This is a genomic window from Paenibacillus silvae, assembly GCF_014639235.1.
GTDB lineage: Bacteria > Bacillota > Bacilli > Paenibacillales > Paenibacillaceae > Paenibacillus > Paenibacillus silvae.
Map to the genome: position 1 here is coordinate 464568 of NZ_BMFU01000003.1, position 26826 is coordinate 491393.

Here is a 26826-nt window from a genome sequence, read left to right on the forward strand (position 1 = left end):
CCCTTCTCTAAACATACGGAGAAGGGAGGGAGTCTAAATTAAACCAAAGAGACGAAGTGGCTTTGCATGCCTTCTTCGTCTCTGTCCTTTTATTGTTGCAAATACTGATCGACATACTTTTCTGCGTTAATCGAACCTATGGCAATCCAGTCAGCGTAGGTCTGTCCGAATATTTTATACAGTAACTCACTGGAATACAGCCCACTCGTTTTTCCGAAAAACAGATATAGCTCCTTTACGGTATTGGTATGTTTTTTACCGTTCACATCTGTCCACTTAACCTTTTTGTTCAGATCTACCTTACTGATATCCTTCGTATGAATCTGTACAATCGTTCCCTCAACTTTGAAGTAAACCATAACACTCTTCTCGTATGGATGACCTTTGAGAATACTCCAACCTTTCATATCTCCTGTAGCTGGTACAGCGTAAAGTTTTCCTTTCTTAGCCGGAGTAGTCGCTGCGGCACTGCTTTGTTTTTTTGGCTGTTCAATCTTAATATCCATTGTTCCTTGACCAATGGATATCTGCATCATTTCGCCATTGTTTTTCAATCCTGCACCAAAAGCATCCGATAGTACGGAAGCAGGCATTAAAGTCACGCCATTTTGTACAAGAAGTGGAGATTTTAACGTGAGAGAATTGCCATTTAAACTAGCCTTTGTACCCGATTTGGGTAAACTCACTTGCTTGGAACCAACTTTAATTTCAAAGAGACCCTGTTGACCCAAATAATTGACACTGCCTCCCATAGCTTGAACTACCTCTTTCATAGGAACAAATGTCACACCATTTTTGAGATAACCCCCATCTATTGCATTGTCTAAGCTTCCTGAAATGGTGACTGACTTTTCTATATTTTCAACCTTAACTGTAATTTTGGAAGAACCAACGCCTATCATTTTGACCATGCCATTACTTAATACCTGAAGCAGGTGTGGATCACTAATTGTAAAGTCTGTTTTGGTAAGACCTACACTTCTTCGATAATATGGATCATTGGCATCGTGTAATGTGGATTCATCATCATAAATAACATAAATATTCAAATTAAACTTATCTCCGACAGAAGCCATAATTGAAGGATCGAGTTCAATATCCTTTACTTTTAAGTCCTCTGCAAACACATGGGAACCGAATAAAAACATAAAAAACATGACCAGTACACTGATTTTTTTCATTCTTTTTTCTCCTTCTCGTATGTAGTCTCTTTGCTTCAAGCAACCTTTGTTTATTGAGAACTCTACTTCCCCCTCCCTATTATATATCTTTTTTCGGTATTATTTTCAAAAAATTAATTTTTTGAACAGGGGAAAAGTACCCGAGCGATTGCGAAAGAACTAGGCAGACATCACGCCACCATTGGCCGGGAACTCCGCCGAAATACAGTAAGAACACCCCTACGGCGCGGAGAACGCTCAAGAGGGCTATGTCCAGCGCCGTAAAGCCTCCGTTTCCGCAGGGAAGTGGAATCCAGAACTGGCGAGTCGCATCGAAGAAAAGCTTCAGGCAACCTGGTGTCCAGAGCAGATCGTAGAGCGTTTGCGTCAGGAGGGTCAAGCGATGATATGTTTTAAAACGATCTATCGTTAGCTTTATACCGGCCGTCTGGTGAAAGGCATGCTTGCCGTCCTCAGGCACAAAGGGAAGCGTCAAAAGCCAGCAGAGACACGCGGCAAGTTTGCTGTGGGCAAGCCCATCTCTCAACGCCCGAAAGAGGTTCGTCACCGGGAGACCTTCGGCCACTGGGAACTGGATACGGTGGTTTCAGGTCATGGGGAAAGCAAGGGCTGCGTAGCGACGTTCATCGAGCGAAAGACCCGCTTGTATAGCCATTCGTATGCCTGATCGTACCGCGTTGTCCATGGAGATTGCCTTTGGAGTAGCAGCTTCGCAGTATCCTTCTCAAGCGTTTCAAACCGCTACCGCAGACCATGGCAAGGAGTTCGCCTGTTACAAAAGCCTGGAAGCCGTTCATGGCGTGCAGGTGTATTTTGCATATCCGTATTCCTCCTGGCAACGCGGCTCGAATGAAAATGCCAATGGCCTCCTGCGAGAGTTTTTCCCCAAGGGGACGGATTTTGCCCAAATCACGGCTGAAGCGCTGGAAAACGCTCTGGACTCGATCAATAACAGACCACGTAAATGTTTGAGTTGGCGAACCGCTCACGAATCCTTTTCGGAGGTACTGTCGCACTTGGCTTGACAATCCGTCATAAAGAAATATAGAAAAGTGTAATTAGCACTAAATACCAAATACTACTTCTGATGCATACTCACAGAAAGAAAGGTATCAGTCCTAACGCACATCAAGACGACGATCTGCTGGATCGCCGCATCTGAAAATCTTTTAGTCTTCCTTTTCAACCATCATTCGTCATACGTTGGCAGATTGTCGTTTTATCACTTTTATTGTTCCTCCACTCCGTCGTTTACATAATTTACCTTCTGGTTATAGTGTAGAAATCCAATGTGAAACATAGATATGCCCTTGATGAATTTAATGTTAATCCTGATTAAGGGATTTACACAATGCAGCATCAGACGAAAGAGGAGCCATCAATATACACAATCCAAAAAAAATCGCGAGTTCTCTACATTTCTGAAGAGAACTCACGATTCAATGTGTTAAGCATGTATTAAATGTACACTTTCCTCTGCGATCGGGTCATTTTACAATATTCTGTACATCCATCTGTACCTCATGGTTATCCAGCAGTGAAGCTATCATGCATAGGCCGCAATTACCGATTAAGATGATACGGCACCGTTGTAACAATCACATCTTTATAATTGATCAGATAAGCCCGGATCATGAAGCTGGTCTGGTTATGCAGTACATTTTGCCACCAGTGCTTGGTAATGAATTGTGGAATCAGAATAGTAATATGATCCGTTTCGGCTGTTTTCCATTCCACCGTATCAATGAACTTTTTAAGCGGCCCCATAATGCTGCGATAGCGGGATTTGATCACGACCAGACGCACACCCGGATTCCATTCCTCCCACTTCTGCTCCATCTTGCGAATCGCCTCATCGTCGAAGCCAATGTACAGCGCCACCACATGATCCGACATCGTCTGGGCATAACTGATCGTATTCATAACCACCCGGGTAATGCCCGCCACCGGAATGACAATGGTGTTGCCCTTCTTGGCCGGTTTATCCACCTGAATATCAATCCGCAGCTCATCTGCGATATTGCAATAGTGACGTTTAATGCGCATGAACACATAGACCACGAGCGGCAAAAAGATAAAAATAACCCATGTCTGGGTAAACTTGGTGAAAATAAAAATCAGCGTAATGGACAGCGTGGTCAGCATGCCGATTGTGTTTACAAGCAGTTTTGTCTGCCATCCGGACGGTTTGATTTTGATCCAGCGTATCATCATGCCGAGCTGCGACAGTGTAAACGGAATGAATACCCCTACCGCGTAGAGCGGAATCAGGCTGCCCGTATCCCCTTTGAATCCTACCACAAGCAGTGCGGACATCACGCTGAGAAAAATAATACCGTTGGAGAAGCCCAATCGGTCTCCTCTGACCATAAACATATGCGGCATGTATTTATCCTTTGCCATCATAAAGGACAGGAGCGGGAACGCCGAGTACGCCGTATTGGCTGCCAGGAACAGGATTAAAGCAGTTACCCCTTGAATGATAAAATACATGCCCCCTCGGCCAAACGTTGCTTCGGCAATCTGGGAAATCACCGTTGCTTTCGGGTCCGGTTTAATACCGTAACCATACGCCAGGAGTGTAATCCCGATAAACATCGCACCCAGGATACATCCCATCAGCAGCAGCGTCCCGGCAGCATTTTTCTCAGCAGGCTGCTTGAAGTTCGGAATCGCGTTGCTCACTGCCTCTACCCCGGTCAAGGCGGAACAGCCGGAGCTGAATGCCTTGAGCAGCAGGAAGAGGCTAACGTGCGACAGGCTTGCTCCGAATTCCGGTGCAGCAGCATGCATTCCGCCAGTCAGAAACTTGATACCACCGGAAATAATGAGAATCGCAATTGAAAAAATAAATAGATAAATGGGGATAGCAAGCACCGAAGCAGACTCCGTAACCCCACGCAAGTTCATAACGGTCAGAAATACAATCATGATCAGTGCGATAATGACACTATAGTCATGCAGTACAGGAAAAGCGGATGTGATCGCGTCCGTACCTGCGGATGAGCTTACAGCCACCGTCAGAATATAATCGACCAGCAGCGAACCTCCGGCAATCAAACTCGGTGTAGTGCCCAGATTATCCTTGGCTACGATGTATGCGCCGCCCCCTGTAGGATAAGCAAATATCGTCTGACGATACGAAAAAATTAAAATGACGAGTAATCCCAGCACGGCGATGGAGATCGGAACCGAATACCACAGCGCCGCGAATCCGGCTGCAACCAGCACAAGCAAAATCTGTTCCGTACCGTAGGCCACGGATGATAAAGCATCGGAAGAGAGGATGGCGAGCGCCTTCCATTTCCCCAATTTTTCTGCATCCAATTCAGCCGACTTCATTGGCTTGCCGATTAAGATTCTCTTCATTTTGCCAAGCATGATCATAACTTCCTTCCATCTCATATCTATAAATCCTTGTCTCTGTTTACCTGTAATCCTTTGTTTCTTGCCTCAGCTCATCTGTGAAGCATTGTTATTATGCAAAATCGCAGAGCCATTGACAATATGTCATTTCACCCGAAAATCGCCAGCGCGTGATAATACATTCTACGATTCAATATTTGATAACAAAGCCATTCTTATTCGGTAATTTGAACGTTTTTGAGCTAAAACGGCGATTGATTGCCTGAAAAACGAAAAAGGCCTTCGGTTATGAGAACCAAAGACCACTTTTTCTATAGGAAATAGAATTAATCAAAATTTTCAAATAAAAAACACCATATGTATGGCTAGAATTTTGTTCGACCTAATCAATCACCAAGCAACTTAGCATTTTATCACTGATCTCCATGTCCAACTTTTTTAAGTTCACAACTATTGAATATAAATTTTCAATTAGACCAAGGTTGTTAGTTACCATCAGTTTTAAATACAAATTTCTTAAAATCAGAGAATGCTCAAGAACTATTTTATATTTTGTAATAATTTCATTTGATTCTTTTAACCTATTTTGATCTGTTAAGTATTTAAGTCTAAGCAGCATACATTCCTTATGCTCATAAAATAAATGTGGTATTCGAATATCATAGAGCGTTCTATCGTGTTGAACTGCCTTCAAATGCTCTATAAATCCATCATAAGCACTTACTCCATAATAGTTACTATCTGGTAAAGAATAAGAATTCATCATATTACGTTTAGAAGAGTTATGAGAGTACAAATAGTCTTGCAGTAAGCCTTCAATAAGATTCATATTGAGCTCGTACTTAATACTTTTTTTGTAAATTTGAGTAATTGGTGCTCCTGCACTGAAAATAGCCTTTTCCATTAGCTCATAAGGGACATTTGTTTTTCTATATTGCATGTTCTGATCAAATCCGCTAACCAAATATAATTTGTTAACTGAATCATAGCCATATATTAATATGTCATGAAAATGTTGCTGTTTAATTTGATAGGCTTGACGCGATGGAATATAATATTCGTCTACAATTGTGTACAGGTAATGGCCCTCATCAAGTGAATACTGTATAACGTCATGAACATTACATGATAATTTTTCAAAAAAAATATTGGGGGACATCGGACAAAAATCTAACCAAGGAAAGGCCGTGTGGAATTCTTCTGTCGCTAAATGAAAATCAACGGAGTAATCAAAAAAGTCTTCTTCACAATTAGTTTTGCCAACAACTTGTATAAAGTTTGAGTAAAACCAAGGTAAACATTCTGGATAATTTAAAATAATTGACAAGCGGTATGCATGTATTTGATAGCTACGAATGGGGGGATCCGCTAATGGGAGAACTATCATTAGTGCCCTTCAACTCCTAAAAATAGAATTTATTCGCTTTCACACGTAAACCCAGATAAATAAATTCTAGTCGATCCACATGCATATAACAACCTGTCAATTTATAGTTTTTAATAAATAAAAATGATAACATTCTTGAGGTCTAGCCTTTTTTAAATTGGTAAACCCAGAGTAATGTGTAGGCCAACCTTGTGGCAGGCCCAGCTCCAAAATAAAAAATTAACTATCTATCACACCTGGACGCGGGGTTACGCCGAATTGCAATGCAAGTGCTCGCAGCTGCTCATCCGTGATTCGCTGGCGAATATCATGACCTGCAACAAGCATGTATACCTGGGCTGCCTTCTCGATGGTTTCAATCAGACCAAATGCTTCGTCAATCGTTGTGCCTGTTCCGAATATGCCGTGCTGCGGCCAGATGACCGCGTGGTATTCTTGCATTTTCTCCGCGGTTGCACGGCCAATCTCGTTCGATCCGGGCATCATCCAGGGAATGATACCAACGCCATCCGGGAAGACCACCACACATTCGGTGCACATCTGCCAAAGCGTTTTGGTAAACTTGGCTTCATGCAGCTCGTGGATGAAGGTCATGGCAAGAACATGTGTCGCGTGGTTGTGCATGACAACCCGGTGATTCGGATCTCTTTTCAAACGTTCAATATGACTCATAAAATGGGTTGGCAGTTCACTTGTCGGATTCACTCCGCCCTCCAGGCCCCATAATACCTCAAGCTCCTGTCCATCTGCCGATACACGCAGCACGCCCAGATTGCCTTGCGGGTCTGCCAGCACGTTTTTAAAATATTTGCCCGAAGCCGTAACGATAAAATATTGTCCCGCCAGCTCCTGCACGGAAAAGGCAGGTGTAATGGTGCGAATCACCTGATGAATATCGATGTACGGTGCAACCTCCTCCTCCTTCAGCAGATAGCTGACGTTACCGCCATTGCGCTCATCCCAACCATTTTTCCACATATGCTGTGTAATCTCTGCCATCTCGCGTACAAATGGAATATCAAAGCCGACAGGCTGCGTTCTCTCTCTTTCGGTATGAAGGGTCACGTTCATCATTATCCTCTCCTATGTTCATCTGAAAAACAGGGCTGTCACGATCAAAGCAAGAAAGTAAGTTCCTTTTTTCACATAAATTATACCTTTGTTTATGTTTGTTTGTCAATCTTTTTCCATCATAATACATTGTTTATTGTTTATTTATTTTTGTTTTTCTTTATTTAATTGAGCGTAAGCGATGTATGAATAGACAAAAACACAAAAAAATACCCTGCCGTCGCCCGGCAGGGTCAGTCACACATCTATTTAACACGAGAAGGGGTTTACAAGAGTTATCTTATCCTTTCTACCTTAACAGAAGCTGAAAACGAAATAAAAAAAGTATGAAAACTGCCGACTAACGCTCCCACACTATGTCCACACGCCTGCTGCGGAACTTACATATACTAACTAGCACTCTTCTTATTGCCACAAATTAGAAACCAATCCCTTTGGAAGGAGGTGTAGCCCTATGGCTACACTCGTGACAGGCCCTATCGAAAATAATATCTCCGGCGGGAGCAGACCCACCCAGCAAGTCACCATTCAAATAGTGAATTCTGATCCGACCAACACATCCACTGTACTGATTCAAGGCTATGTACTTGACGGGACCCGCAATTTATACGTGCTGCAATCCGTCAATCTGATTCCTGGTCAGTTTTTCTCCCAAACGTACTTCGCGGACCTGAATGGTTATGAATTTGTGTTTACAACCAGTGGAGCCGCTGCCGCTTCAACCGAAATTTCCATATGGGGCAAAAGCAGTTCAGGACAACTCGTCACCGCTCATCGCATCGTTTTACATGAACTCACAACAACGGCAACATAAAGAAGCATCTAATGACTGAACTGTATGAAAATGATGTCTCGCCCAGTCTAACCCAGCCTGTTCCTCAGAGGACAGGCTGGGTTTTGTTCAGGATATAGAAAGGTCTCATCGTGCCCGTGGCTTCATCCCGGCGATCTTCTGTATGCTCAAAACCGAGTTTACTCAAAATATGATGTGCGGCTTCATCGTCAGGGTGGTGTCCAGCCACCAGCTGAACCGCCCCTAACTTATCAAAGGCATAACGAACCACCGCCTGTGCCGCCTCCTGCGCATATCCTTGACCCCAATGGTCCCGGGTCAGCAGAAAACCGAGCTCATAGATATGTTCCTTCGGAGCATAAGGACCAAGACCGCAGCAGCCAACAAAGACGTCTGACCCTTTCTGGAAAAGGGGCCAATACTGTACTCCCTCCTGTTTCTCACGCTGAATCTCACGGGTTAGCCTTGCTTCCACCTCTTCTTCACTCAACACGTCACTGCTACTAGTCCACCTGGTCACCTCATGATCGCCCCACAAGGCAAAAGCAAGAGCGCAGTCCGCCTCATCCCATGTGGTAAATACAAGTCGTTCCGTCTCAAACAATATTGTTCGTTTAAGGTTCACCTTTGATCACCCTCCCCGGCTCCTAAGTAATCTCAATATCCTTCCATACTATTAAATTAATCGCAGCCTGAGCAGAATAAACATAACATGCATATTTCCGTACCTGCTCCTTCCGAACAATCCAGATCATACCAGAGTGTAATTAAAATAAAACATAACCTCTGCCGGCACTGCCGGACAGAGGTTCAGAGCTTACAACCTATCATCACAATCCTTCATAATTATTGCAAAGCAACTTCAATAGTCCCTGTTGCATCGCCTCCCTGGTTTGCTAACAGAGCAAAAACCAGAACCGCGCCTGCCGAGATACTAAGACTGTTGTTCGCAGGAATGACATAAGTGAGCACTGGTGCATTGACACGCGTGATGACAAGCGATACAGCAGCAGGTCCAGTATTATTCACCGTCACGCTGGCATTCACACCACCAGTCAGGTTTTCATAGAAGGACTTGCCTACTCCTGCTGTAAGGTTGTAAAACTGTAATGGTAAAAGGATGGCCATCAGAATCACCTCCTTTTTGCTTTGATACGGTATTCTATGTTCAGAATCTAGTAAAGCCACGGTGAATTGACCGTGGTAGAACGTACATTTATAGCTGACATGCAAGTTTGATAGACAGCTGGACAGCATACAAAACAAACCCCGCCGAAATTCGGCGGGGCTGCTGGTCATCTGCTTTTTCTAACTAGGCATACAGCATAAAAAAGTTCAATTCGTGGCCCAGCTGCTTGAGATAATTATAGAGCTGGGAGCGATGGTGAAACACATGGGTCAGCGTCTCAATCTGCCACTGGACTTGCAAATGGCCATGCTCCGCATAGAATGCTTTGGTCGAGCGGTTCAGAAAATCCTCTTCGCTCAGGCTTGTGATATACGCTTTGTACGCCTCCATATTGCTCCACAGCTGTTTCTCCAGCTGCTCAACGTCCTGATTGCCAGCCAAGCTGTTCTCCACCTGCCCGACCTCCGCTTCCCCCTTCTCCTGCATAATGGCGAGATCAGAAGCGGTAATCTGGATAAAATGATGCACCAGCTCAACAAGGGAGCGCATATTGTCCTGCGGACGATACGCCCAGTCCTCTGCACGAATCAGCCGGATCAATGAAGCTCCTGTGCGTACGCCTGTTTCCAGCTCGGTTAACAGGTGCTCCCGAATTTGCAATGTTCCATTCATCATATATTGCTCCTTTGTCGTGGTATGGATCTATACTTCGAGTATAACGGAAGAGACTGACGAAAGATTGTATTTTTCGGACAACATCTGTTGCTGCTCCCGAATGGCCGTCAACGGGGTATCTCCATAAAACTTGCGGAACTGCCGAATGAGATGCGCCTGATCATAGAAGCCATACTGCTGAGCAATCGTCACACCATCGGTAAATCGTGACTCGCGAATGCCATGCATCACCTCATGAAAACGAACAATTTCACTCAGCCGTTTAGGGCTGATACCTACCTGCTCCGTAACCTTGCGATGCAACTGTCGTTCACTAATAACTTCCCCCGTTGCGATGTCCTGTACACTTGTACGTCCTTTATTTTTGAAAATACGGTAGAGTACATTTTGCAGAAGATCCTGATCGGCTTGTGTGCAGCTATAACGCAGCGTTATCTGGCTGAGATACTGATCCATTACCTTTACACGTGCTGCAAAGTTCATTGTTTCCTCCATCTTCATCTGCAGTTCATCCCACTTTAACGGCCAGCAGTCCTCCAGCGGGATTCGCCTGTCCGTGAACAGATCAAGTGGCTGACCATGCAAAAAAGGCGCTCCCCCGGGGAAAAATCGAACGCCAAACGTATACACTCCTGCCGGAGGAGACACGGGCAATAACGGAAATGCAAAAGGCTGCGTGTAATTTCCGCAATAACTGTACGAAAAGCAGGCCTGCTCGGCATCATAGTGAACGAGCATGTCGGTACAGCCATCCGGCAGTACCCGGGCAGAAGCGGTAGATTTTGGATGATGAGCAAACGAAATGCCTGCTTCTTCAAAACGCTGGTCATTCTCTACAGCGTCACGGGTGCCTGACTCCCAATAACAGGCCACATAGGCCGCAAGCGAGGGCGAGGGCGCATGTTCGATGTAGTATGTACGAGGATCAAGTCCATTGATTTGTACCGGGCGATACAACGAGTGCAGACGCACATGCAATGCAAATCCCTGCCTTTCTCTCTTTTAAAATTAAAGCTCGTATGTTCTCATGTATGCTCTAACATTTTATGTATTATTATGTTCTTCTTCTCTCTCATCATAGCATGAGCGCTCAGGCCCATGTAAAAAAAGTGCCCTGTTCGGAGGACAATCCGAGCAGGGCCAGTCACACATCTATTTAACACGAGAAGGGGTTTACAAGAGTTATCTTATCCCTTCTACCTTAATAGAAGCTGAAATTCAGATGAAGAACAGATCAAAAAAATAGATTTGCCCTTTCCCGCTCCGATCAGGTTAAACCATGCAGCTTGCGAAACCGCTCGGGACTCATGCCTGTATGTCGTTTAAACATGGAACAGAAATAGCTGGCATTTTCATATCCCACCCGGTCGGCAACTTCATAGATTCGCAGCGCACGTTCACTGAACATGAGCTGTTTGCTGCGATTAATCCGCTCTTGATTGACATAGAACACCGGCCGGACATGCAATGCTTTCTGAAATAGTCGGCACAGATACTGCGGGGATACCACAGCCACATCTGCCAGCTCCTTCAGTGACAAAGGCTGATCCAGATGCTCTGTAATGTAACGCAGCACCGGCTTCAGACGTTCCATTTCGTCATTATCGCTACCTCCCGCGATGAGCAAGGGCTTCAAATCCAGCAGCAGTGCATACAGATGTTTGGAACTGTCCCGGTCTCCATCTGCATCTAAGGTATCCTCCACCCCTTCGCCCCTCATCAGCATCTGCTGCAATGCATGCAGCAACTCCGCGTTTCTGAGCTTATATACACCTGAACCGGTGATGCCTGCATACGCCAGCAATTGACTCGCTTCACGTCCTTGAAAGGATACCCAGGCCAGCTCCCAGCGATCTGTAATCGGCTCATATCTGTGGGGAATGTCAGGATAGGTAATAAACACCTCGCCCGGGCCCACGATATATTCTTCCTCATCCTGTATAATCAGCCTTCCCTGCCCCTGAATAATCTGATGAATCTGGTAATCCGGGAACCCTTCGGGGCGTTCGGTTTCATATTGATGCTCCCAATAACCTACCGTAGTCATATAGATCGGCAGACGAGCCGCTTCATCTGTTTTGCCAAAAAAAATCCGTGTATTCATCCCGCACACCACGCTCTCTATACTTGGTTTCATATTGTGATATATATGGGCAATATCCTTTATTCTCTAAGCGCCTGATCAATTCTATAATGTGAATATATTATAACATGATCAAAGGAGCTGCTGTTATGCGAAAGAAACTCGTGCACACCCCTCCGGCTAACGGATATCCGGAATGGAACAACAATCCCGAGACGTTTCAGGTGAATCGTCTACCCGCGCATGCCAATATGGTAGCGTTCCCATCCATAGAAGAAGCATTATCCAGCGAATTTACCGCTTCTCCCTGGTATCAATCTCTGAATGGCTTGTGGAGGTTCAGCTTTGCGGAAACGCCAGAGCAGCGTATTGCATCCTTTTATGAAAATGGCTATGATGCCAGCAGCTGGGACGAGATCAGTGTTCCCTCGAACTGGCAGCTGCAGGGTTATGATTACCCTCACTATACGAACATGACGTATCCATGGGTGGAGCGTGAGCCTGATTTAAAACCGCCTTTCGCACCAGCAACCTATAACCCGGTTGGTTCATATATTCGTACGTTTACTGTCCCTGCGGACTGGAAAGATCGCCCTGTGCTGCTGCACTTTGAAGGTGTTGAATCGGCCTTCTATGTATGGGTGAACGGAGAGCTTGTCGGTTACAGTGAGGATACGTTCACTCCCGCAGAATTTGATATCACAGCGTACCTGACGGAAGGCGAGAACAAGCTGGCAGTCGAAGTCTATCGCTGGTGTGATGCCAGCTGGCTGGAGAATCAGGATTTCTGGCGGCTTAGCGGTATTTTCCGCGGGGTTTACCTGCATTCGCCATCCCCGGTTCAAATCGCTGATTTCTTTGTTCGTACGGAACTGGATGAGGCCTATCAGGATGCAGAGCTTCAGCTTGATGTGAAGCTGTATCATCATCATGCCGGACAACATGTGCACGGCTTGAAGGTTCAAGCACAGCTCTATAATGCAGAGCAGCAGGTGGTTTGGGATGAGCCGCTGGCGGCCGAGGTTTCTTTTGCCAATGAAGAAGAATTGACGTTCTCTCTCTCTGCGACTGTGATCAGCCCGCTCTTGTGGAGCGCCGAAACGCCTAATTTGTACACTTTGGTGCTGTCCATTCAGAATGCGTCAGGGGAAACAGTAGAAGCTGTTCGCAGCCGCGTCGGATTCCGCAAGTTCGAGATCAAGGATGGCTTGATGAAAATCAACGGCAAACGCATTGTGTTCAAAGGGGTAAACCGGCATGAATTCTCCCCGGACGCTGGACGCGCCATTGGTCGTGAGGATATGATTCGTGACATCGAGCTGATGAAAGCCTACAATGTTAACGCTGTGCGTACTTCGCACTATCCGAATCAGACGCTCTGGTACGAGCTGTGTGATGAATACGGGCTGTATGTCATTGACGAGACGAATCTGGAGACACATGGTACCTGGTACTACGGGCAAAAGGAAATGAACGACGACAACATCCCGGCAAGCAAGCCGGAATGGCGCGACAATGTCATTGATCGCTGTAATTCGATGTTCCAGCGGGATAAAAACCATCCGTCCATCATCATCTGGTCGCTCGGTAATGAATCGTTTGGTGGAGACAACTTCATCGCCATGTACGACTATTTGAAACAGGCCGATCCGACAAGGCTCGTGCATTATGAAGGTACTTATCACTATCGCCCGACGGATTCAGCCAGCGATATCGAATCCACGATGTACATCAGCCCGAATGATATCGAGCAGTATGCACGCATGAAAGGTGACAAAAAACCTTATATCATCTGTGAATACAGCCATGCGATGGGCAACTCCTGTGGTGGTCTGCACCTGTACTGGGAGATGTTCGATAAATATGAAATCTTGCAGGGAGCATTTATCTGGGATTGGGTGGATCAATCCATTCGTACCAAAACAGCAGACGGCGTAGAATATCTCGCTTATGGTGGGGATTTCGGCGAGTCGCCGCATGATGGCAACTTCTGCGGTAACGGACTTATTTTGGCGGATAAAACGATCACACCTAAGCTGGAAGAAGTCAAAAAATGCTATCAGAACGTTCGCATGTCAGCGCTCAATCTGCAAACCGGGCTGATCCGCATCACAAATCATTTCCTGTTCACCGATCTGAACCAATATGCGCTCTCCTGGACGTTATCCCATAACGGCGTGCCTGTGGAAAAAGGGCATCTAGATATTGCAGCACAGCCTGGCGAATCCATTGAGGTTCACATTCCTTATACATCATCCTCTGACCTGTTTACGGAAGCCGTACTCACTGTCTCTCTGGTAACGAAAAAGGCCGAGAATTGGGCGGAGGCAGGGCATGAGATTGGCTGGGAGCAATTTGTAGTATCTCCACGTCTGCGTGCAATCCAGCAGGTGGTTGCGGGGCAAGGTGATATGCTTCAGGTGCAGGAGCTTGCAAGCAACGAGCTACAAGAAGGTCATGCTCAAGATGAGCTCAGCGTGGTTGCAGGACATGTATCAGTACGCTTCAACAAAGGCACCGGTGCGCTGACCTCGTATCAGATCAACCAGCAGGAGCTGCTGCTGTCACCGGCTCGTGCAAACTTCTGGCGTGCAATGACTGACAACGATCTGGGTAACAAACTGAATGAACGTGCTGCCTTCTGGCGGGATGCTCATGCGACAAACAAGCTTATTCGTTTCGAACATCATACAGATGAGCAGGGCTGTCATGTGACAACGGATTATACATGGGATGCCAGCCCCGGAACTACACTGTCCATCACGTATCACATCAAACCGAATAGCGAGCTGGAAATCAGCCAAACCCTCGTTCCGGGTGCAGGTCTGCCTGAGCTGCCTGAGTTCGGCATGCTGTTTGAATTGAAGGATCGTCTGGATACGATCTCCTGGTACGGTCGCGGCCCCCATGACAACTATATTGACCGCCTGACCAGCGCACGTCTCGGCTATTATACCGGAGCCGTTCGAGATCAGTTCGTGCCATATCTGAAACCGCAGGAATGCGGCAACAAAACGGATGTACGTTTTGCTGCGATTACTTCTGCTGTAGGGGGTACTGGTGACAATGATGGAGCTGCCGGGAATGCTCTAATTGGCGAGAATGTTGCAAATGCTTCACTTGACGGGAATACTGGAGTTAATGGTTATGCTGCACATGACGGGAATGACGGGAATGCTGCACACGGCAGCAGCGGTCTGTATTTTGAAGCTACCGCACCGTTTGAAATCAATGCGCTGCCATGGTCACCAGAAGAGCTGGAAGCGAATGACCACGTCTACAAATTGCCGGTAAGCTCGCACACCATTGCCCGTATCAACTACATGCAGATGGGTGTTGGCGGCGACGACAGTTGGAGTGCACGTACACATCCAGAGTATACACTGCAAGCGAATCGTCCGTATCACTTCACGTTTACGGTGAAGCCTGTTTAGAGCATTGAGATGTAATACTATAGGGTGGTTAAGGGGGCGGTTTGCCCTCCCATAGCCATCGTAAAAATCCCTGCTGGCATTATGCTGGCAGGGATTTTTTCAGCCCGCGTGACGGGCCAAACGCTAACGATTCTGAGAAGCCTTATTTGGGGCAAAAACATGCTTTTCAAATTCTAACGATTTCCAGGAACCTTATTTCTTGAAAAATCATCCCTTCAGCCCAAAAATTAGCCGATTCGAAGCTAATAGCGTTTCTGTGAATCGTTACATTTCTAAACAGCTCAAAAAACAGCAAATAGCGTCTCTAGGAATCGTTAGCGCTGTGCATGTACTCGAATCGAAGATCCTCTTGTTCGCAGTGAGTGCAGCTTCCCTCATCTAGTATAACGATCTATATCATCCATCGCTGAATCATGCATTCGTTTGTGGTGATCTTCATGCTGGCGCACGTCATTTTTCAGCTTGGCCAAGAAGCCCCAACCTGTAAAGAACATGAGCAGCACAGCAATCAAAGCATATGCAAAACTAAATAGATTCATATAGAAATTCACAAAGATCGCGGCCAGTATCAAACCCAGAATCCACAGTACCCATTTTGTACTTTTTCTCACCATTATCCTCCTCACTGGATTGTAATTATTTCACTCTATCGTACTCTATATGTATCCTCAAACATACGTACAAGAAAACGCAATGGTTTCGCAGAAAAAGAAAAAGACTCCCTATCGGGAGCCTTTCCTCTGTCGGCATAACCGAGGCTTTAGACCTCAATTACATCATGCCGCCCATACCACCCATGCCGCCCATGTCAGGAGCGCCAGCAGCGCCTGCAGGTTCTGGCTTGTCAGCGATAACCGCTTCAGTAGTCAGGAACATTGCTGCTACGGAAGCCGCGTTTTGCAGTGCGGAACGAGTTACTTTCGCAGGGTCAACGATACCTGCTTCGATCATGTTAACCCACTCGCCAGTTGCAGCGTTGTAACCCACGCCTACTTGCTCTTTTTTCAGACGTTCCACGATAACGGAACCTTCTTCACCAGCGTTAGCCGCGATTGTGCGGATTGGCGCTTCCAGAGCTTTCAGAACGATGTTCACGCCTGTTTGCTCGTCACCGGACAATGCTACACCAGCAACAGCTTGATATACGTTCAGAAGCGCAGTACCACCACCGGATACGATACCTTCTTCAACCGCAGCGCGAGTTGCGTTCAGGGCATCTTCGATACGCAGTTTACGTTCTTTCAATTCAGTTTCAGTTGCCGCACCGACTTTGATTACGGCTACGCCGCCGGACAATTTAGCCAGACGCTCTTGCAGCTTCTCTTTGTCGAACTCGGAAGTTGTTTCTTCCAATTGCGTACGGATTTGGCTAACACGTGCATCGATATCGGATTTGTTACCAGCTCCGTCAACGATGATTGTGTTTTCTTTTGTTACACGGATTTGACGAGCTGTACCCAGTTGTTCTACAACTGCGGATTTCAGATCCAGACCCAGTTCTTCTGTGATCACTTGACCACCAGTCAGGGCAGCGATATCTTGCAGCATTGCTTTACGACGGTCACCGAATCCTGGAGCTTTAACCGCTACAGCATTGAATGTACCACGCAGTTTGTTCACAACCAGCATCGCCAGTGCTTCGCCTTCGATATCTTCAGCGATCAATACAAGCGGTTTGCCTTGTTGAACGATTTTCTCAAGCAATGGCAGGATGTCCTGTGTGCTGGAGATTTTTTTGTCAGTGATCAGGATATATGGATTGTCCAGAACAGCTTCCATTTTGTCTGTATCTGTGATCATGTATGGAGAGATGTATCCACGGTCGAATTGCATACCTTCAACCACTTCAAGCTCAGTCGCGAATCCTTTGGATTCTTCAACAGTAATAACGCCGTCTTTACCTACTTTTTCCATAGCTTCAGCAATCAGTTCGCCTACTTCTTCGTCAGCAGCAGAGATTGCTGCAACTTGTGCGATGGATTGTTTGCCTTCAACCGGTTTGGAGATGGATTGCAATTCAGCAACCGCAGCTTTAACCGCTTTGTCGATCCCTTTACGGATACCGATTGGGCTTGCGCCTGCAGTTACGTTTTTCAAACCTTCTGTGATCAAGGCTTGAGCAAGTACGGTTGCAGTTGTGGTACCGTCACCGGCAACATCGTTCGTTTTGGTAGCAACTTCTTTAACCAGCTGAGCACCCATGTTTTCGAATGCATCTTCCAGTTCGATTTCTTTTGCAATCGTTACACCGTCATTTGTGATGAGCGGGCTTCCGAATTTTTTCTCCAGAACCACGTTGCGGCCTTTTGGTCCGAGCGTTACTTTCACTGCGTTAGCCAATGCATCCACACCACGAAGCATGGAGCGACGAGCGTCTTCACTGAATTTAATGTCTTTAGCCATTTAAGAAAACCTCCCTGGTATATTGTATAAAATGGTACTGCTATATCGTTCGGTTAACCGATTTAAATTTGAAATTAGTCGAGAATCGCGTGAATGTCGCTCTCTTTCATAATCAAATATTCTTTACCTTCGTATTTGATTTCTGTACCGGCATATTTGGAGAAAATAACGCGGTCTCCTTCTTTCACTTCCAGAGCTACACGTACGCCGTCTTTCAATACACCCGCACCAACTGCAATGATTTTACCCTCTTGCGGTTTTTCTTTGGCGGAGTCCGGAAGTACGATCCCGAAAGAAGTCGTTTGCTCTTGCTCCAGTGGTTCTACCAATACGCGTTCACCTAAAGGTCTGATCATGAAAAATAGCCTCCTTTTGAAATTATATAGCCTTGCATTTGTAGGTTGCAGCCATATGTATTAGCACTCGACAGTGTTTAGTGCTAACAACCAACTTTATGATACTCAACTTGAAGCATGATTTCAAGTCTTTTTGATGAATTTTTGCGAGTTTTACCTGCAGCCTGGCACAACTGGAGGAATGTTATATGCTCACGCTCTCTATTTTACGAGATTCACAAGCCCACATGCAAACTTGTCCCTTAACCCCCTTCTCCATTGTATCCACTCACCGCCATAATATGCCTGCATGTCCAGTTCAGCTTTCCGTTATGTAACCGAAACAAAAGACCCGCAGCAAGCACAACCTTTTGCTCCGGGCCTCTTAACGAGCGAATCAAACGTTCACTCGCATCTATATATTTTTTATCGGCGCAGACGGAGTCGCTTCCCTTACTACCCCACATGCTGCTTATCATCTGCACGCTCATACCGGGATTCAATCTCCTGATCGGCAGCAAGCTGCTTACGATACACAACAGCCGATAGAAATACACTGATTTCATAAAGCAGCAACAGCGGAATCATCACCAGCAGGTCGGATATGAAATCCGGCGGTGTAACGACCACTGCGATAAATATCAGTACAAAATAGGCAACTCTGCGCATTTTGCGAAGGCGAATCGGATTCAGAATCCGCAGTCCTGTCAGGAACATGATAAGCAGCGGCAGCTCAAACAGCAGAGACACCGGCAGCACAATGCCAAACAGAAAACTGAAATACTGCTTCATGCCATAGGTTTCAACAAGTCCCATTTTTTCCGTAATGGTGGAGGTAAACGCCAGCGCCATCGGAAAAACAACATAATATGAGAAAGCAACACCGACCAGAAACAACAGGAATACATAAGGCACGTACTTCAGAGATGCCTTGCGCTCCTGCGGCCGCAGACCGGGGCTAACAAACCGCCAAATCTGATAAACCGTAAACGGCAGCGTGATGACAAGGGAAAATAACCCGGCAATCTTCATGTAGATGCCAATCCCGTCCCAGAAGGAAAAGGCATGTAATACAAAGCCCTGAGCCGTCTCCGCCTTGGTGAGATAACGATACACCGGGTCTGCCACGAAAAAGCCTGCGATCAGGCCGAGAATAAAAATGCTCAGGACATAGATCAGCCGCTTGCGCAGCTCACTCAGATGGTCTGAAAGCGTCATTTCTTCATTTTGCTGCGTCATGCCTGCCTCCCCTGGAATCCAGCTTTAAAATACAAAACCCTTCCGGCAGGAAGGGATCTCTCTTTCATTGCCTAGGACGTCATTCCGGCAGACGTTTATCCACAGGTTTCTCAGCAGTTGTAGTCTCCGCAGCGAGTGGTTTTGCTTTTTCCTGCTCTTTGCGGCTGGAAGCATCATCATCCGAAATGATATCACGTGCACCTTCCTTGAACTCGCGGAATGTACGTCCGACAGCCCGTCCCAGCTCCGGCAGCTTGTTAGGCCCAAACAACAGCAATGCAATCACGGCCAGCAAAATAAAACCTGTTGGTCCAATGGAACTAAACATTGATTTTCCTCCTCGTTTCAAGCTTTCAAAATGCTCATACTTTCGAAGTCACGTCCATCAGATGTCTGAACTGTATTTGAATTTATGCCCATCATACCACAGATGTAACCACTTACATAACCCGTAAAATGATCAACCCGCACAACTTTTCTTTCAAAAGAGATACCTTCAGGCACAGTTTACTGTTTAAATTGGCCCGTCACCATCAGCAGCGCTTCAGGAAGCTGATCCATAATGGCCGCCAGATGCTCATGCACACCTTTTGGCGTCCCTGGCAGATTCACAATTAATGTACGACCGCGAATTCCGCATACACCGCGGAACAGCATGGCTGATCGGTTTTTGCCCATCACACTGGCTCTCATCGCCTCAGCCATTCCGGGAACCTCGCGCTCAATGACACGTCTGGTCGCCTCCGGTGTAATATCACGGATAGCCAGCTCCGTGCCACCCGTTGTCAGTACGAGATCGGCGTGAAAATAATCTGTCATCTCAATCAAAGCCGCAATAATCTCATCCGGCTCGTCAGGAACAATCCGATATTCCACGATCTGACCGCCGAGTTCCTCCTCCACAAGCTCCCGAATGACTTGCGCACTTGTATCCTCACGTTCTCCGCGGGCCCCTTTGTCACTGGCTGTCAGGATAGCTGTTCTCCACACCATAAAGATCACCCTTCTCCTCTACGAAAATAAATACTCTTTATCGGTTGTAATCACCGTTTTTACCGCCACTTTTGGATTGCAGCATCGTTGGACCAATAATCATGTCCTTTTGCATCGCCTTACACATATCATAGACAGTAAGTGCTGCCGCCGATGCTGCCGTGAGTGCCTCCATCTCTACACCCGTCTTGCCTTCGGTTTTGACTGTTACTTCAATATGAAGCTCGTCTGCTCCATTATCATGAAAGCGGATATCCACACCATTCAGTGCAAGCGGATGACACATCGGAATCCAGTCAGACGTTTTCTTCGCCCCCTGAATGCCCGCAATCTGAGCTACCGCCAGAACATCCCCTTTGCCGATGCGTCCTTGGCGAATGGCCTCAAGTGTCTCCGGGTTCATCGTGACTTTCGTAACCGCAACAGCGGTACGCACCGTCACATCCTTGCCGGATATGTCTACCATTCTGGCCCGTCCCTGCTCATTAAAATGAGTCAGCTTCCCGCTTGAGGCCTGACTATTATTCATTTCTGAGTTCAATCACATCACAACCCTTTATTCGATATGTACTATACCTTCGGGCGTTATCAACAGATCCAGCCGCAGATCAAGCGGGTCCATCGGGATGTCCGGCTCCAGCTGGCCCGGCAGGACCAAAGCTGCCATGAGCGGCCTTTTCCCCTGTTTGGCACAGTACTGGTCGAGACGCTCTGCAAAGCGGTCATAATAACCGCCACCATATCCGATGCGACCTCCATTAAGGTCGTAGCCCAGCCCGGGTACCAGCACCAGATCGATATCCGGCCAGTGTTCGGGCGGCAATACTTCGCAGGATGCTTTAGGTTCAGGTATGCCCCAAATACCTGGTTCGATATCCTGAGGCCCCCTCACTCGCCGCAGCTCCATACGCGGCGGATCAGCAAGCACCTTGGGCGCAAGCATGACATCCCCCTTTTTCCATGCCTCTTCAAAAAGAAAAGCGGTAGATGCCTCACTTCCATACGAAAGATAGCTGAAAATCATCAGAGACCCGGACACCTGTCTGTCCGGGTTCAGCCGCAGACAGTCCAGCTTTCGCTTCAACCCGTCATTTATCCGGGTGATCGCTTGCTGACGCATCTGCTCGTCCAATCGTTCACGCAGCTGTCTCAGCCTGGCCCTGAGCTGCTTCTTCTGTTCCGCATGCTCCTGCATAATGCTGACTAACCTCCTGTTGATCTGGAAGGTAAATAAAATCATTCGGTTCATTGCGTTTATATGTTATGACAAGATGTCATCTGGATGACCAGCTTGAAATGATTCATTTTCTGCAAAATGCTCATGTAATAACATGTCTTCTTTCAGTTTATCATTGATTGACCAAAAAGACTACAAGCCCGCTTCGTTCCCAATCGGTGCATTTGCTCTGTATTTCATGTAAACTGGGAGGTAAGTGTCCAGGACGTGTCTTGAGACACGCCCTAATCAAGAACTCAACCTATGGAGGAACTTAATTCTATGTTGCTGCAAGTATCCGGAATTATTAAACGTTTTGGTGTCGATCCCATTCTGGACGGCGTAAACTTACAAATATTAGAACGCGAGCGTATCGGCCTCGTTGGTGTGAATGGTGCAGGCAAATCTACATTGCTTAAAATTATCGCTGGTGAGATGTCCTATGATGGGGGACAAATTTTCAAATCCAAAGAAACCACGCTTGGTTACCTCGCGCAAAACAGCGGTTTGCAGTCAGAACGCAGCATCTGGGATGAAATGATGCATGTCTTTGCACATCTGACCCAGGCCGAAGCAGAGCTCAGACAGATGGAGCATGATATTGCCGATCCTGCCATGATGCAGGATGAGAAGCAATATGCCGACCTGCTGGAGCGTTACGCAAGACGCTCGGACTGGTTCAAGGATCACGGCGGGTACGAGATGGAAACGCGCATTCGCAGCGTGCTGCACGGGATGGGCTTTGGTGAATTCTCTCCTGATACCCCGATTGGTACGCTCAGCGGTGGTCAGAAGACCCGGCTCGCTCTGGCCCGCATTCTGCTGCAGGCTCCCGATTTGCTTATGCTGGACGAGCCTACGAACTATCTGGACATTGCTACACTTACGTGGCTGGAGGACTATCTCAGAGGATATTCTGGCGCACTGTTAGTTGTATCCCATGACCGGTACTTTCTGGACAGACTCGTGACCACAATCGTTGAAATTGAGCGTCATCGCTCCAAGCGATACACAGGCAATTACAGCCGTTACATGGAGCTGAAGGCCGCTGAATACGAAAGTCAAATGAAGCAGTATGAGAAGCAGCAGGACGAAATCGCAAAGATGGAAGACTTTGTGCAAAAAAACATCGTACGCGCTTCAACCACGAAGCGTGCCCAGAGTCGCCGCAAAGCGCTGGAGAAAATGGATCGGCTCGACAAGCCGCTTGGTGATCTCAAAAAAGCCCACTTTTCGTTCCAGACTGCCGTTATGTCAGGCAAAGAAGTGCTGCGTGTAGATCAGCTGTCCGTTGCATATGACGAGGGATCACCGCTGTTCCGCAATGTGTCCTTTGATCTGCGCCGCGGGGAAACGGTAGCGTTAATCGGACCAAACGGAATCGGAAAATCAACCATGCTGAAGTGTCTGACAGGAAGTCTTCGTCCCGTAAAGGGTGAGATTCAATGGGGTACCAAAGTGCAGATCGGTTATTATGACCAGGAGCAGACGGGACTTAATCCTTCCAACACCGTTCTGGAAGAACTGTGGAGTGCTTATCCGGGTATGGAGGAAGCCCGCATTCGGACGGTACTCGGCAACTTTTTGTTCAGCGGTGACGATGTACTCAAAAAAATATCCTCGCTCAGCGGAGGGGAGAAGGCACGTGTCTCTCTCTCCAAGCTCATGCTGAAGGAAGCCAATGTGCTTATTCTCGATGAGCCGACGAACCATCTGGACCTCTTCGCCAAGGAAGTGCTTGAGGCCGCGTTGATGGATTACGAAGGCACACTGCTGTTTATCTCTCATGACCGTTACTTCCTGAACAAAATGGCGGAAAGAATCGTTGAACTTCATCCGGGCGGCACAGAGCATTATCTGGGCAACTATGATGATTATGTCGAGAAAAAACAGGAGCTGGAGGAGATTGCACGCGAAGCAGCGGAGGCTCGTCAAGCAGCTTCAAAGTCGCCTGCTCCAGCAGCAAATGCCAATTCAGCAGCATCCGAGAAATCTGGCGCAGCCTCCTTCGAAGCGGACAAGCAAGCCAAACGCGAGGAGCGAAACAGACAACGCAGACAGGAAGCACTGGAGCAGCAGATTGCAGAGCTCGAATCGAAAATTACTGCCCTGGAAGAACAGATGGCCCTGCCGGAAGTTTATCAGGATTACATGAAGCTGCAGGAGCTTCAGCAGTCCACCGAGGAGCACAAAACCCAGCTTGCACAAGCATATGAAGAGTGGGAAACGCTCGCTATGGGTTAGTTAGAAGTTCAGGTCATAATCTGATATCTATAACAGGATTGATGTGAATCCAACAAAAAACAACCGAACTAGGCTGAGCGTTACATTAGTAACGTTGAGCCTTTTTTAATAAACAGTTCCCCTCATGTTTTTACATTTGTCAAACCCTCTCGATTTTCGTAAAATAAATTTCTGGGGCTATGCCCCTCTTTTATCCACATGCCAGCGAGAAACCAATGCCTTGTTTTCATGTAATTAAACATTGGTAGAATAAGCTTTTCATGAAAAAACCATATTTATCCACTATTTTATCCACATTATCCACAGTCTTGTGGGTAAAACAGCTGCATTCTATCCCCTACACAAGACTTGTTTCGAAAACATGGAGTGCAGGACTTCACCTCAGTTATCAACAAATCACACTGGATATGTGGATAACTATAATCACACCTTGACAGATTCAATTATCGCATGGACACTCTATCATATGCTGGGCAGAACAGGAAACTTATGCACACAGTCACCACTCCCGAATTTACCATTGTTGTTCAAGCCCCTTTTCTTCATTCCGGGGAGTTTGTATTTATGGCAAACATCTGGGATACGATGCGTGGAGACTTCTCACGTGTGTTAACCTGCCTGGATCTGGAATAATCATCCATCTTATCTGTCTTAGTAAGCTCTGAAAAAAATAAATTACACACAAGCAAATTGCAGATTGCTTGATGCAAAAGGGCTCCTGTCGTCAAGCCATGACAACAGGAGCACTTCGTATAGCTATAGCGTTTTCCTCTTAATTAACGGATACTTTCTACACTTTTAATGAAACGGAAACTCTTGCACTTCTTAATCAAATGACACTTTTATACTTTTAATGAACAGATACTTCTTCACTCTCTGCCGACTCGGCCTTCAGCCCGGCTGCATTACATGCCGCAACATACGCCAGTCCTGCCGCCATCACGATATCATGATGTGTAGCAGTACCGCGGAATTCACGCCCCGCACGTTCGACCGTAATCACGGCTTCGGCACTGGCTCCCTCTCCACCGCTGAGCGCATGCATCTCCATGTCTACAAACGTAATGTCATCTGAAATACACTGAGCAATCGCCTGAATTGTCGCATCAACCGGACCGCTGCCAACCGCCGAATACGAATGTTCACCTGCACTTGTGCGAATGCGTACCGCCGCCATCCGGTCTGTCATGCTGCCCGCCGTAACCTGCAATTCAACCAGTTCATAGTCCTGTGCCGGGATGTTCATCGTTTGGCTGACCATTTGCAGCAGTTGGTCATCACTTACCACCTTCTGTTGATCCGCAGTTTCTTTAAACACCTCGTACAGCTGTTCCATCTGCTGCTCATCCGGTTCGAAACCGTATTTGCGTACCCGATCCTTCAAGGCATGACGACCGGAATGTTTGCCCAAAATAATCATGCTGCGCGGAATACCCAGCGCTTCGGGGTCCATAATTTCATACGTATTACGGTTTTTCAGCAAACCGTCCTGATGGATGCCTGATTCATGCTGGAAGGCATTACGTCCAACAACCGGCTTGTTATAGGCAATCGGAAAATGCATGGCACGGCTGATCTGACGTGAGGTTTCATACAGCTGATTGAGCTTGATATTGGTCGCTGCGCCGATCACATCTCCACGGGTCTCCAGTGCCATAATCAGTTCCTCCAATGCACAGTTGCCTGTTCGCTCCCCGATTCCGTTAATCGTTACTTCGATCTGTGATGCCCCGTTAGCAATAGCCGCCAGACTGTTCGCTACAGCAAGCCCCAGATCGTTATGACAGTGAGCGCTATATCGAACCTGATCGCCGCCTCTTGCCCCCTCGCGCACTCGGCGGAACATCTCGCCGTACTCATGAGGAAGTGCATAACCAACGGTATCCGGCAGATTGATAATGCTCGCCCCCGCCTCAATGGCTACTTCAACCATCTCGATCAGATCATCCATTTTGGTACGCGCAGCATCCATCGCTGTGAATTCAACGATATCGGTAAACTGGCGTGCATACGAGACCATTTCCCTTGCGGTGGCAACCACCTCGCTGCGCGGACGGCGCAGCTGATGCTCGATATGAATGTCGGACGAGGAAATAAACAGATGAATCCGGCGCCGGGCAGCATCTGCCGTAGCTTTCACTGCAGCATCGATGTCTCCTTTGACTGCGCGCGCAAACCCGCAAATTTCCACCTGCTGCAATTGTCTCGAAATCGCCTGAACTGCCGCGAACTCCCCTGGACTGGAGATCGGGAATCCAGGCTCAATGACGTCAATGCCAAGCGAAGCCAGCTGGTGTGCCAGTTCAATTTTTTGCTCAGGCTGAAGACTCGCTCCCGGTGCTTGCTCCCCATCGCGCAGCGTTGTATCAAAAATGTCAATCATACGTTTGTTCGGATTGGTTGTCATGTTTATCATCCTCCATCAAATTGTTTGTCTGTGCAAGACCAGTAATGGACCTGCATCAAGTGAAATCCACGAAGCACTCCTTCGTTGTGATCAATACGTCCTGCTGTCGTTATATGTTTGCTGTCAAAGCTTATGTCCTAAATGTGGATTCAAAGTGTACGTCGACTTACACTCTGATCTGCTTCAGATGTTCTGATCAGTCTTGCTCGCTCCTGCTCCAACTCGCACCATATGGTTGTTACCTTTGCCCACCCTGCTGCCGGCAGCAAAAAATACAAATAACCCGCCATCTCATCAAAGAGACGGCGGGTTATTCTCCCCTCCGCGGTACCACTCTCGCTTGATGGCCCAGCTTGTGCTGACACCATCCACCTCGTGTTCTCCCAAATTCATTGTACTGCGGACTACGCAACTGGCTGCGAATCCAGTCCATTGAATTCAAGAGAAACACCCTGTAACGGGGGTTAGCCGTTGCTTTGTACTCATGGACTACTGTCTAATACCGCTCCCTTGTAAGGCAGGGCATTCAGCATATTCCAGATTTCCAAAGCTCTGTTCCCGGGCGAGATTCAAACGATTCCAGCCACTGCGTCGCACCAACCCGCAGCTCTCTGAGCGCCTTGACCGTTCTACTGCTCCCGTTCATTACCTTTGCTGATATTGTTTTATGTAATCTAAATCAAAAAAGCCTGCCGTCTCCTGCATAATGCAAGAGACGACAGGCTGTTCACCTTCGCGGTACCACTCTTGTTGACTTCCCCCTGTTCAATTCCGCTATCTCTTGCACATGATGTGATAAAAGATACACAGTTCATTGAAAGGCTGAAAATCCCCTCGTATTGTGTATTGATTTCTTCAACTGAACGCAGA

General features: G+C 47.0%; 22 protein-coding genes, 1 pseudogene and 1 other annotated feature. Of the genes and pseudogenes, 4 read left to right on the forward strand and 19 right to left on the reverse strand.

The features are described from left to right. Window positions 1-89 precede the first annotated feature (89 nt). Entirely contained in the window at window positions 90-1181 is a 1092-nt protein-coding gene (locus IEW26_RS13045; RefSeq protein ID WP_188592720.1) for a copper amine oxidase N-terminal domain-containing protein, read from the reverse strand. A gap of 123 nt (window positions 1182-1304) precedes the next feature. Here IEW26_RS13045 and IEW26_RS13050 point away from each other — a divergent pair. After that, window positions 1305-2206 (forward strand): annotated as a pseudogene (locus IEW26_RS13050) (IS30 family transposase); the annotation flags it as partial. A gap of 538 nt (window positions 2207-2744) precedes the next feature. Here the strand turns inward: IEW26_RS13050 and kimA are convergent. The 3 genes from kimA to rhaD all read right to left on the reverse strand — a co-directional run bounded on the left by kimA (window position 2745) and on the right by rhaD (window position 7005). Then, the gene (gene kimA / locus IEW26_RS13055) at window positions 2745-4562 is read right to left on the reverse strand and encodes a potassium transporter KimA (protein WP_145403823.1); all 1818 of its coding nucleotides are present in this window, start codon (window positions 4560-4562) and stop codon (window positions 2745-2747) included. 367 nt (window positions 4563-4929) lie between these two features. Further along, window positions 4930-5934: a cysteine peptidase family C39 domain-containing protein gene (locus IEW26_RS13060; RefSeq protein WP_188592721.1), complete on the reverse strand. Its 1005-nt coding sequence runs from the start codon at window positions 5932-5934 to the stop codon at window positions 4930-4932. Window positions 5935-6153: 219 nt separating this feature from the next. Then, a complete protein-coding gene (gene rhaD, locus IEW26_RS13065; protein WP_188592898.1) occupies window positions 6154-7005 on the reverse strand; it encodes a rhamnulose-1-phosphate aldolase in 852 nt (283 codons plus the stop codon). Window positions 7006-7459: 454 nt separating this feature from the next. Here rhaD and IEW26_RS13070 point away from each other — a divergent pair, with 454 nt between their 5' ends. After that, window positions 7460-7819: a hypothetical protein gene (locus tag IEW26_RS13070; protein WP_188592722.1), complete on the forward strand. Its 360-nt coding sequence runs from the start codon at window positions 7460-7462 to the stop codon at window positions 7817-7819. A gap of 64 nt (window positions 7820-7883) precedes the next feature. Here the strand turns inward: IEW26_RS13070 and IEW26_RS13075 are convergent, their stop codons facing one another. From IEW26_RS13075 to IEW26_RS13095, 5 genes are all read right to left on the reverse strand, one after another. Further along, entirely contained in the window at window positions 7884-8423 is a 540-nt protein-coding gene (locus IEW26_RS13075; protein WP_188592723.1) for a GNAT family N-acetyltransferase, read from the reverse strand. 221 nt (window positions 8424-8644) lie between these two features. Beyond that, entirely contained in the window at window positions 8645-8926 is a 282-nt protein-coding gene (locus IEW26_RS13080; RefSeq protein ID WP_111270449.1) for a hypothetical protein, read from the reverse strand. A 184-nt stretch (window positions 8927-9110) separates the two neighbouring features. After that, window positions 9111-9599 (reverse strand): DinB family protein, encoded by a 489-nt coding sequence (locus IEW26_RS13085; protein ID WP_188592724.1) that lies wholly within the window; start codon window positions 9597-9599, stop codon window positions 9111-9113. Between the two features lie 30 nt (window positions 9600-9629). Then, entirely contained in the window at window positions 9630-10574 is a 945-nt protein-coding gene (locus tag IEW26_RS13090) for a helix-turn-helix domain-containing protein (protein WP_229729860.1), read from the reverse strand. 295 nt (window positions 10575-10869) lie between these two features. Next, window positions 10870-11706, reverse strand: a complete 837-nt coding sequence (locus IEW26_RS13095; protein WP_188592899.1) for an AraC family transcriptional regulator — start codon at window positions 11704-11706, stop codon at window positions 10870-10872. A 128-nt stretch (window positions 11707-11834) separates the two neighbouring features. On the opposite strand from IEW26_RS13095, the gene lacZ reads away from it, so the two are divergent. Beyond that, window positions 11835-15119, forward strand: a complete 3285-nt coding sequence (gene lacZ, locus IEW26_RS13100; RefSeq protein ID WP_188592726.1) for a beta-galactosidase, LacZ type — start codon at window positions 11835-11837, stop codon at window positions 15117-15119. Between the two features lie 374 nt (window positions 15120-15493). Here the strand turns inward: lacZ and IEW26_RS13105 are convergent, their stop codons facing one another. From IEW26_RS13105 to IEW26_RS13145, 9 genes are all read right to left on the reverse strand, one after another. Then, window positions 15494-15730, reverse strand: coding sequence for a hypothetical protein (locus IEW26_RS13105; RefSeq protein ID WP_111270444.1), 237 nt, complete (start codon window positions 15728-15730; stop codon window positions 15494-15496). A 160-nt stretch (window positions 15731-15890) separates the two neighbouring features. Beyond that, window positions 15891-17522 carry a chaperonin GroEL gene (gene groL / locus IEW26_RS13110; RefSeq protein ID WP_188592727.1) on the reverse strand — a complete coding sequence of 544 codons (1632 nt, stop codon included), beginning with the start codon at window positions 17520-17522 and terminating at the stop codon, window positions 15891-15893. Between the two features lie 74 nt (window positions 17523-17596). Then, on the reverse strand, window positions 17597-17878 hold the full coding sequence (gene groES / locus IEW26_RS13115) for a co-chaperone GroES (RefSeq protein WP_110897098.1): 282 nt from the start codon (window positions 17876-17878) through the stop codon (window positions 17597-17599). Window positions 17879-18120: 242 nt separating this feature from the next. Further along, window positions 18121-18348, reverse strand: coding sequence for a hypothetical protein (locus IEW26_RS13120; RefSeq protein WP_229729839.1), 228 nt, complete (start codon window positions 18346-18348; stop codon window positions 18121-18123). Next, window positions 18314-19096 carry a twin-arginine translocase subunit TatC gene (gene tatC / locus IEW26_RS13125; protein WP_188592729.1) on the reverse strand — a complete coding sequence of 261 codons (783 nt, stop codon included), beginning with the start codon at window positions 19094-19096 and terminating at the stop codon, window positions 18314-18316. The genes IEW26_RS13120 and tatC overlap by 35 nt, the downstream gene beginning before the upstream one ends. Before the next feature lie 79 nt (window positions 19097-19175). Beyond that, window positions 19176-19424 (reverse strand): twin-arginine translocase TatA/TatE family subunit, encoded by a 249-nt coding sequence (locus IEW26_RS13130; RefSeq protein WP_145403433.1) that lies wholly within the window; start codon window positions 19422-19424, stop codon window positions 19176-19178. Between the two features lie 179 nt (window positions 19425-19603). After that, on the reverse strand, window positions 19604-20089 hold the full coding sequence (locus tag IEW26_RS13135; RefSeq protein WP_111270440.1) for a MogA/MoaB family molybdenum cofactor biosynthesis protein: 486 nt from the start codon (window positions 20087-20089) through the stop codon (window positions 19604-19606). 37 nt (window positions 20090-20126) lie between these two features. Continuing rightward, complete coding sequence (gene moaC, locus IEW26_RS13140) at window positions 20127-20618, reverse strand: cyclic pyranopterin monophosphate synthase MoaC (RefSeq protein WP_188592730.1); 492 nt, start codon at window positions 20616-20618, stop codon at window positions 20127-20129. Window positions 20619-20645: 27 nt separating this feature from the next. Then, window positions 20646-21284 (reverse strand): 5-formyltetrahydrofolate cyclo-ligase, encoded by a 639-nt coding sequence (locus tag IEW26_RS13145; protein WP_188592731.1) that lies wholly within the window; start codon window positions 21282-21284, stop codon window positions 20646-20648. A gap of 303 nt (window positions 21285-21587) precedes the next feature. Here IEW26_RS13145 and IEW26_RS13150 point away from each other — a divergent pair, with 303 nt between their 5' ends. Continuing rightward, the gene (locus IEW26_RS13150) at window positions 21588-23549 is read left to right on the forward strand and encodes an ABC-F family ATP-binding cassette domain-containing protein (protein ID WP_188592732.1); all 1962 of its coding nucleotides are present in this window, start codon (window positions 21588-21590) and stop codon (window positions 23547-23549) included. Window positions 23550-24399: 850 nt separating this feature from the next. Here the strand turns inward: IEW26_RS13150 and IEW26_RS13155 are convergent. Further along, entirely contained in the window at window positions 24400-25956 is a 1557-nt protein-coding gene (locus IEW26_RS13155; protein WP_188592733.1) for a 2-isopropylmalate synthase, read from the reverse strand. Window positions 25957-26251: 295 nt separating this feature from the next. Then, window positions 26252-26611: a binding site (T-box leader), on the reverse strand. Window positions 26612-26826: the final 215 nt, after the last annotated feature.